Origin of the sequence: Streptomyces sp. NPDC052107 (genome assembly GCF_040680215.1) — a bacterium.
Taxonomy (GTDB): Bacteria; Actinomycetota; Actinomycetes; order Streptomycetales; family Streptomycetaceae; genus Streptomyces.
In genome coordinates this window covers 1-2873 of record NZ_JBFAWG010000230.1, presented here as the reverse complement: position 1 = coordinate 2873, position 2873 = coordinate 1, and the positions used below count along the sequence as shown (strand labels likewise).

The following is a 2873-nucleotide window of genomic DNA, read 5'->3' as shown; positions in this document are numbered from 1 at the left end:
ACCCCTACCCAACTTCCCGCCACCAATAAATTACGGGGGGGCTGTGCTGTGGTTCCGCTCGAGCCCGTGGGGGCCGGCCCGGGGCCGCGGCGCCCCCCCCCCTCTCAGTCGCGACGCTCCGCGCCGCTTGTGCGGGGGTGCCGACGGATCGACGAACCGGCACCCCCGCGCCCCAGGCGGGCCAACTGGGGCCGGATGCGGGCCGGGTAGCCATCCCGGCCCGCAGCTGCTACAGGACGGTGTAGGCCACCGGCGGGTAGACCGCTTCGGCGTCCTCCTCGGTGCTGGTGTGGACGCCGAACGCGTCCAGGAACGCGGCCGGTTCACGATCCCCGATCAACTCAGCCGCACGGGCGGCCTCACACTCGTTCAGCACACCCCACGTCAGGTTCCACGCCTGGACCGTGTAGGCCGGGCCGCCCTCCTTTACGGCGGGGGACCGCAGGTACATCACGCCGTAGCACAGCGTCTGAGCCAGCCCAACAGCCAGCAGGAAAGCGAAGTTGTCGAAGTATCGGGACTCCACGCCCACCAGGTCCTCCGAGCCACCCTCGCCTTGCACCGTGACCGGCAGGGTGGCACTCAACGGCCGCTCCTGGCCGTCCATGCCCACCCCCAGCCGCAGGACGTGCTCACCCGGCGCCAGACGCGCCATCACCCGCGCGAGCACCACGTGCGCCTCGTCCCGGGCCTCGGAGAAAACGTCGAGAGAAACCGGCTTCAGTTTCATGGATTTCTGCTCCTTTTGTTCGCCTGAGAGAATGAGTCCGAGGAGTTGCCGCTCCTTCAGACACTCTTATCTTATCTACGTACGGTGACCCCGTATCGCCGAATTCAAGCCAAGATAAAGCAGAAACGAGACGGCCAGGCTGGCCTAGCCAGCCGCTTTTCAGGAGTTCGCGGAGCGAATTCCTGGGCCCGGATCGCGGAGCGATCCGAGGCACCGTCACGGAGTGACGGTCCATCAAGTAGCTTGCGGAGCAAGCTACTTGACCGGCGCGTAGTGTCGCGGCCCGCCTGAAAGTGAGCAGTTCTTCAAGGCTGACCTGCGCATTGCTCAGTTCGGGGAGCGGGACGCATTGAAAGTTACTCATGGGTAAGACTGGCGGGTCGCGTCGGTTGAGCCGATATGACCTGTGAGTTTCTGAGATCTGCTCACTATGAGCGTTGATTGCTCAGCGATGAGGAGCCGCCGGTAGTGGCGGCCGGGGGCGCGCTGCGGTTGCGCCCTTCTCCGCTGTCTGGCCGATGGCTCGTGAGTTGCCTGCGGCGCCGGGCAGCTCTCCGCTGGGTCTTGTTGCCTGCGGCGATCGTCGTCACGATCGTGCTGCGAGCCTGGACGGCATTGAGCCGAGGCCCAACCGGACCATGGTGGCCGCGACTTTGACCCGTCCGGGCGCCGCCGCTCGATCGGCCTGATGTGCCCGGGTGTCAGTCGTCGTCCTGCTCGTCCGGCTACTTGCTGGACCGTAGCTCGGCAAGGTCCTCAGGCCGTTCGGCCCCCGGGAGACGATGACCTCGGTCGTCCAGACCCGCCAGGAGCTGTATCTGTGCCTGTTCGAACACATCTGGAATCCTGAGCGCCTCGGCTTGCCCGTCCCCCTGGCCAGCGAGCCAGAAGACGGCGCCCAGCCGCCGGCCCGGCCCCGCCAGGCCGCCGCGCAGCGCCGGCCGGTTGCCGGGCGCCGCCGCACCGATGTCGCCCGCATGGTCGCCGCCCAGATCCTCCCCGCTGGCACACGGATCGTGCTCACCTACCGCTCCACCGATCATTGGGCCACCATCGACGAAGACGGCGGCATCATCCTCACCGCGACCGGCGGCACCCCCTATGGCCGGGTCGACGAAGCCGGGGCTGTCGCCCGCGGCACCAAAACCTGCCAGGGCACGAACGAATGGCATATCGAAGACGCAACAGGAGCCCGCGTCAGCCTGCGCACCCTGCGCGATCGCGCAGTGGCCTCCGGCGCCCTCTAGCCCCTCCCGGCATCACTGAAGCTGGCTGCAGTCCCCTCCTTACGGGTGGGCAGGAAGGCAACCGCATTACCGGCCCGCACCGGTCGCTATCCTCGTGGCAGAACCGGCTGGCAACGATGGGAGCATGAACTGCCGATGGCTGATACCCCGGCGCCCGAGAACGCGATGACATCCTGGGATGTTCCGGACCTGCCCGGGCAGGTGCTGGCCGCCCCCGTGGGCAGCCGCCTGTTCCTGCTCCCGGACACGACCCTCGAGGGAGTCGGCATTTACCGGGACGACGTGGCCGGCCTGATAAAGACGATGCGGCATCAGGGCATGGACATCGACTTCGCCCTGCCGCGCGAAAACAGGCGCTATCTCAGCGAGTACGGGGCCATCGATGTGGTGGCCGTGATCGCCGTGGCCGTCGCGGGCAACCTCAGCACCGACGTCGTCAAGAGCATCGGCCGGCTCGTGTGGCACCGGACCCGCTCCGCTCTCGGCGGCGGATGCACACCGCAGCAGGTCGACTCTGCACCCGTGACGGTCAAGGCCGCTGAGGTGACACGGAACGGGGATGAGATCGTCATCCGCGGTCTGGAGGTCAGCGGCCGGGCCGCAGACATCGAAGGCCTTCTCCGCAACGCTCTGTCCGCTCAAGGCCCCACGCCACTGCCTCCCGCGGCTCCGGACGCCACCGGGGAGGCGGACACTCCCGCATGAGATTCTCCGGACGTCTCATCCGCACTGGCGTGCCCTTGCCCCCGGCCGGGGGGCCAGGCCGCCAGGCGATGATGCGACAGGAGGGAATTGCGAGTCTGAGAAGCCGTATCTCAACCGAACATGATCGCTTGATTTCTACTGGTCAGGCATGGTTCAGCTCGGAATGAGGGAGGCATGCGGCGTCTTGTTTT

General features: G+C 67.1%; 3 protein-coding genes. 2 read left to right on the top strand and 1 reads right to left on the bottom strand.

The window, feature by feature from the left end:
• Window positions 1–229: 229 nt before the first annotated feature.
• On the bottom strand, window positions 230–730 hold the full coding sequence (locus tag AB0M27_RS47240; RefSeq protein WP_365732382.1) for a hypothetical protein: 501 nt from the start codon (window positions 728–730) through the stop codon (window positions 230–232).
• Between the two features lie 782 nt (window positions 731–1512).
• Between AB0M27_RS47240 and AB0M27_RS47235 the strand changes: the two genes are divergently transcribed.
• Window positions 1513–1977, top strand: a complete 465-nt coding sequence (locus AB0M27_RS47235; protein WP_365732381.1) for a hypothetical protein — start codon at window positions 1513–1515, stop codon at window positions 1975–1977.
• A gap of 45 nt (window positions 1978–2022) precedes the next feature.
• Window positions 2023–2682 (top strand): hypothetical protein, encoded by a 660-nt coding sequence (locus AB0M27_RS47230; protein WP_365732380.1) that lies wholly within the window; start codon window positions 2023–2025, stop codon window positions 2680–2682.
• Window positions 2683–2873: the final 191 nt, after the last annotated feature.